This window comes from Salidesulfovibrio brasiliensis JCM 12178, assembly GCF_001311825.1.
GTDB lineage: Bacteria > Desulfobacterota > Desulfovibrionia > Desulfovibrionales > Desulfovibrionaceae > Pseudodesulfovibrio > Pseudodesulfovibrio brasiliensis.
Genome location: NZ_BBCB01000136.1, coordinates 1 through 4,724, shown reverse-complemented (window position 1 = coordinate 4,724; position 4,724 = coordinate 1). Strand labels below are relative to the sequence as shown.

5 protein-coding genes and 2 pseudogenes are annotated in these 4,724 nt (G+C 63.1%); 2 read left to right on the top strand and 5 right to left on the bottom strand.

The genetic code is table 11. The annotated features are described in order from the left end of the window. From bioD to JCM12178_RS16965, 4 genes and pseudogenes are all read right to left on the bottom strand, one after another. Positions 1–289, bottom strand: a 289-nt coding sequence (gene bioD / locus JCM12178_RS16975; RefSeq protein ID WP_157054984.1) for an ATP-dependent dethiobiotin synthetase BioD, incomplete at its 3' end; no start/stop codon positions are given. Further along, positions 289–1,379: pseudogene (gene bioA / locus JCM12178_RS16970) on the bottom strand (adenosylmethionine--8-amino-7-oxononanoate transaminase); the annotation flags it as partial. The pseudogene bioA and the gene bioD, both read right to left, overlap by 1 nt. Next, positions 1,277–1,591, bottom strand: a complete 315-nt coding sequence (locus tag JCM12178_RS20125; protein WP_245628852.1) for a hypothetical protein — start codon at positions 1,589–1,591, stop codon at positions 1,277–1,279. The gene JCM12178_RS20125 and the pseudogene bioA, both read right to left, overlap by 103 nt. A gap of 27 nt (positions 1,592–1,618) precedes the next feature. Continuing rightward, entirely contained in the window at positions 1,619–2,392 is a 774-nt protein-coding gene (locus JCM12178_RS16965) for a DUF3108 domain-containing protein (RefSeq protein ID WP_245628851.1), read from the bottom strand. Between the two features lie 138 nt (positions 2,393–2,530). Here JCM12178_RS16965 and JCM12178_RS16960 point away from each other — a divergent pair, with 138 nt between their 5' ends. Then, a complete protein-coding gene (locus JCM12178_RS16960; protein ID WP_054653125.1) occupies positions 2,531–3,016 on the top strand; it encodes a CBS domain-containing protein in 486 nt (161 codons plus the stop codon). A 57-nt stretch (positions 3,017–3,073) separates the two neighbouring features. Here the strand turns inward: JCM12178_RS16960 and JCM12178_RS16955 are convergent. Beyond that, positions 3,074–3,839, bottom strand: a pseudogene (locus JCM12178_RS16955) (exodeoxyribonuclease III). A gap of 329 nt (positions 3,840–4,168) precedes the next feature. Here JCM12178_RS16955 and JCM12178_RS16945 point away from each other — a divergent pair. Beyond that, the gene (locus JCM12178_RS16945) at positions 4,169–4,723 is read left to right on the top strand and encodes an FAD-dependent oxidoreductase (RefSeq protein ID WP_054653121.1); all 555 of its coding nucleotides are present in this window, start codon (positions 4,169–4,171) and stop codon (positions 4,721–4,723) included. Position 4,724 lies beyond the last annotated feature (1 nt).

The window sequence follows — 4,724 nt, the reverse complement described above, 5'->3', positions numbered from 1 at the left end:
CGTCCTCCACGGCCCCGACCAAAGCATCGGGCTCCACGCTGCGCCCCTCAAGCGCGGCAGCAAGGTCGGGCGCGGCGGGATAGTCGAAACAGGCCGGACACTCGGGCAGGTCGCGCGCACCGGATAGCCGGGCAAATGTCTGCGTATCGCCGTCCTCATGGGCCAACCCGGTCTGAACCAGCTTCATGGCCGAAGCCCGCACGCCGCGCCGCAAGAGGTCTCGCAGCATCAGGCCCGTGGCAACGGTCTTGCCCACCCCCGTATCGATGCCGGTTACGAAGCGAATCATCACGCCCCCTGCCGAATGCCGTTGTCGTCACGCACCACATCGCACATGGCCGAGGTCAGCAACGAAAGGTCATTCTGCTCCATGACGTACGGCGGCATCACATAGACGAGCTTGCCGAAAGGCCGCACCCAGACACCGCGCTCCACGAACTGGCGCTGGATTTCCGCCATGACCACCGGACGGTCCAGTTCAATGACGCCGATGGCTCCGAGCACGCGCACATCGGCCACGTGGGGCAGCTCGGCGCACGGCGACAGCTCCCGGCGCATCTGGGATTCGATGGCCGCAACCCGTGGCCGCCACGGATCGCTCTCCAGCAGGTCGAGGCTTGCGTTGGCAACGGCGCAGGCCAGCGGGTTGCCCATGAAGGTGGGGCCGTGCATGAACAGGCCCGGATCGGCCGAGCAGATGGTCTCGGCAACGTGGTCCGTGGCGATTGTGGCACCGAGGGCCATGTACCCGCCGGTGATGGCCTTGCCCACGCACATGATGTCCGGGGCCACGCCCGCATGGTCCGCGCCCCAAAACTCGCCGCTGCGGCCGAAGCCGGTGGCGATCTCGTCGAAGATGAGCAGGATGCCCGCACGGTCGCAGATGTCGCGCAGTCGGCGCAGGTATTCGGGATGATAGAACCGCATGCCGCCAGCCCCTGCACCACGGGCTCGAGGATCATGGCGCAGATGTCGTCGCCCTTCTGCTCCAGCAGGTCCACGAGCGGTGCAAGCTCCGCCTCGTTCCATTCCCCGCCGAAGGGGACGGACGGTTCGGGCGCGAAATACTGTTTCGGAAGCGCACCGGCAAAGAGCGAATGCATGCCGTTGACCGGATCGCACACGGACATGGCGTGAAAGGTGTCGCCATGGTAGCCGCGCCGGACGGTCAGGAAACGACAGCGGCGGGAATCGCCCCGCGCAGCCATGTACTGCATGGCCATCTTCATGGCCACCTCGACGGACACCGAGCCGGAGTCGCACAGGAAGACACGGTTCAGGTCGCCCGGGGCAAGCTCGGCCAGCCGGGCGCAGAGCCGCGCCGCCGGTTCATGGGTGATGCCGCCGAACATGACGTGGGCCATCTTTCCGAGTTGGGCCTCGGCGGCCCGGTTGAGGGCGGGGTGATTGTAGCCGTGGACCGCGCACCACCATGAGCCATGCCGTCCACCAACTCGCGGCCGTCGGCCAGCGTCAGGCGAACGCCCGAGGCCGAGACCACATCATAAACCGGCAGCGGTTCCGTCACCGAGGCGTACGGATGCCACGCATGCCGCCTGTCCATTGCCAGAACGTCGTTCGTATTCTGCATGGACTCGGCGATACTGGAGATTCTCTGCTATGGCAAGGACGCTACCGGCTTGTCGGGCGGGCGGTACCCGGTCAGCTCCATGGAGAAGCTGCCCACCGCCACCTTGGACTTGACCTTCACGGGGATGCGCCGGTCATCGGCCGAAAACCAGACCACGAGCTTGGCCTTGCTGCTTTTCCTGAACACGCCGCTCAGGTGCTTGGTCTCAAGCTCCACCCGGAAGCAGTCGATCTCCCCGATCGGGGTGTCGATGACGTTCTTGCCCGCCACGTACGCCTCGCCGGGCACCAGCACCTTGCCGTCCGTGACCGGACCGGAGAAGCGCATGGTCTTGTAGAGGATGTGCTTGCGGAAGTTGAACAGGATGGACAGCGGGTCGAAATACGGCCCGTCAAGGTCCAGCTCGTGGCGCAGGTCGCCCTTGATGTACCGGCGCGACTTCATCTCGTCCCAGTCGAACACCACGAGGGCGTCCTTTTCGTAGGTGCCTTCCCGCTGGCTCTTGAAGTACTTGTAGGCCCGCTTCATGTCCGGGTCGGCCCAGGAGTCGATGGTGTTGCGGACCTTGTAAAAGGTGTCGATGAAGGGCGTGGTTCTGGCCTTGGCGTGCAGGTGGACGGTCTCATGGCCGTCGATGGGCTCGCCGGGCAGCACCTCGAGCGTGGCGTTGCCAGCCTTGATGACCGTCCAGTAAAGGTCGTAGGTGAAACGCTCGCCCACGCCGAAGGGCACCTTGATGCCCGCCATGGCTGTTCCGGAAAATAATAGCAGGCCCAGCAGGGCCAATGTCATTCTGTACATGCCTTTTCCCAAGCAATATCCCGGCCAGTTTGTCAAGACGAACCGACACGAGGATATGGACAACGCCCGGGATTGCCGCTATGGGGGCAAAAAAAGGCAAGGCCGATAGGCACCTGTTTCTTCCAAGGAGAAAAACTTATGATGCTCAGAAAACGCGCGTGGGACATCATGCGCGACGAATTCCCCGCTGTTCAGGAAGACGCCAGCATGGCCGAATGCGTTCGCGTGCTGCGCGACGCCATTCGGGAAAACCCCGACAACTTCGTGGTCGTGGTCAAGACCAAGGGCGGCAAGCTCGCCGGAGCGATCAGCATCTGGAAGGTGATGAAGGCTCTCAAGCAGGCGGTTCTTCGTGATGAAAATATCAAGAATATCGAATCCGTGGACTGGGATCAGGCTGTCAGGCACGCCTGCCTGACCTGCACCCAGCTGCGCCTTGAGGACTTCATCGAACCCGACGTTCCCAAGGTCAGGCCCAACGATGCCGCGCTGGTGCTGCACGACGTCATGGCCAAGGCCCGCAAGAGCTGGTGCATCGTCATGGAAGGCGGCAAGGCCATGGGCGTTGTCTTCCTCTCGGACCTGTACCGCGAGATGACCCGCGACATGTTGCGCGTCTGCTAGCGCAAATTTTGCCCACAAGAATCCGGCCCGCCGTCCTCAGGATGGCGGGCCGTCTTTTTAGATGTCGAGTTCGATGCCGATGGGGCAGTGGTCCGAGCCCATGACGTCCGGCTCGATCCATGAGCGCGAGACCCTGTCCCGCAGCTCTTCCGAGACGAAGAAATAGTCGATGCGCCACCCCGCGTTGTTCTTGCGGGCGTTGAATCGGTAGGACCACCACGTGTAATGGTGCGGTCCGGGTTCGAACATGCGGAAGGTGTCCACGTAGCCGTGATCGATGAACTTGGTGATCCACTCCCGCTCCTCGGGCAGAAAGCCGGAGCGGTCCGAGTTGGGCTTGGGATTCTTGAGGTCGATCTCGGTGTGCGCGGTGTTGAAATCCCCGCCCACCACGATGGGCTTGTTCTTGCGAAGCTCCTCGGCGTGTTCAAGAAAGGCGTCGTAAAAACCCATCTTGAACTGCAGCCGCTCGTCGGACATCTGCGTTGGGATAGTAGATGTTGAAGAGCCAGAAGTCCGGGTACTCCAGCCGAACCACGCGGCCCTCGCCCTTGTAGCGGTCGTCAGGGAGTCCGTAATGCACGGAGAGCGGTTCCGGACGGGTGAAGCAGGCAGTGCCGGAATAACCCTTCTTGACCGTGGCCCAGTTCCAGTAGTGGTGCTCGTAGGCTTCGGGCGCGTCCTCGCCGTCGCCGAGCTGTTCTGGGCGGACCTTGGTCTCCTGCAGCATGACCACGTCGGCTCCACAGGCGTCCAGCCAATCGGTGAATCCCTTCTTCAACACGGCCCGGTAGCCGTTCACGTTCCACGAATAGATGATCATTTCGGCTCCTGAAAAAACGCGCGGAGGCCCCGGCTCCATTCAGGAACCGGTTCCCCCGCGAAAATCGTCCGTGCCGGTCCCCCGGCGGATCGGTCTAGTCTTCGTTCGGCGTGCTGACCTTGAGCATCACCAGCGCGGCGATAATCGTGATCAGACCCACGAAAAACCAAAAGAAACCCATCATAGCGTGTACCTCCCTCGATTCCTGACGCATTTTGCGCCATCGGTCGAAATCCCATACCAAAAGAAACGCCCGTTGGGAAGCTCGCGACGGGAATCCGTCCGTTTTTTTCATTGCCCGGTCACGCGCGTTTCCGTACAACCCGGCCATGCGCTCACCAGACGTCATCATCCTCGGGGCCGGGGCTGCAGGGCTTTACTGCGCCATCCACGCCGCCCGCTCCGGCCTGTCCGTCACCATGCTCGACCACGCGGACAAGCCCGCACGAAAAGTACGCGTCTCCGGCGGCGGTCGCTGCAATTTCACCAACCTCGACGCAGGCCCGGAAGACTACGCCTCGAACAACCCGCACTTTGCCAAGTCCGCGCTGGCCCGGCACACGCCATGGGACGCGGTCGCCTTTTTCGCCGAGTGCGGCCTGACCTACGAGGAAAAGGCCGCCGGGCAGCTCTTCTGCGAACAGAAGGCCGGGCGTCTGGCCGGGGAGCTGGTGGACAGGGCACGAAAAGCGGGCGTGGAACTGCTCACGGGACAGCCCATCGAATCCGTGGAGGGACATGGGCCGTTCACGGTACGATTCGGCGGCCGCAACTTCACAGCCCCGAAGCTGGTGGTCGCCCTCGGCGGCCCCTCATGGCCGCAGGTCGGGGCCACGGACCGTCGGCTTCAGGCTTGCCCGGCAGTACGGGCTGGACGTGGTTGAG

What these genes read in the sequence shown, in the direction of transcription:
- JCM12178_RS16965 (WP_245628851.1), bottom strand. Translation starts at nt 2,392, where the DNA reads ATGTACAGAATGACATTGGCCCTGCTGGGCCTGCTATTATTTTCCGGA.
- JCM12178_RS16945 (WP_054653121.1), top strand. Translation starts at nt 4,169, where the DNA reads ATGCGCTCACCAGACGTCATCATCCTCGGGGCCGGGGCTGCAGGGCTT.
- JCM12178_RS20125 (WP_245628852.1), bottom strand. Translation starts at nt 1,591, where the DNA reads ATGCAGAATACGAACGACGTTCTGGCAATGGACAGGCGGCATGCGTGG.
- JCM12178_RS16960 (WP_054653125.1), top strand. Translation starts at nt 2,531, where the DNA reads ATGATGCTCAGAAAACGCGCGTGGGACATCATGCGCGACGAATTCCCC.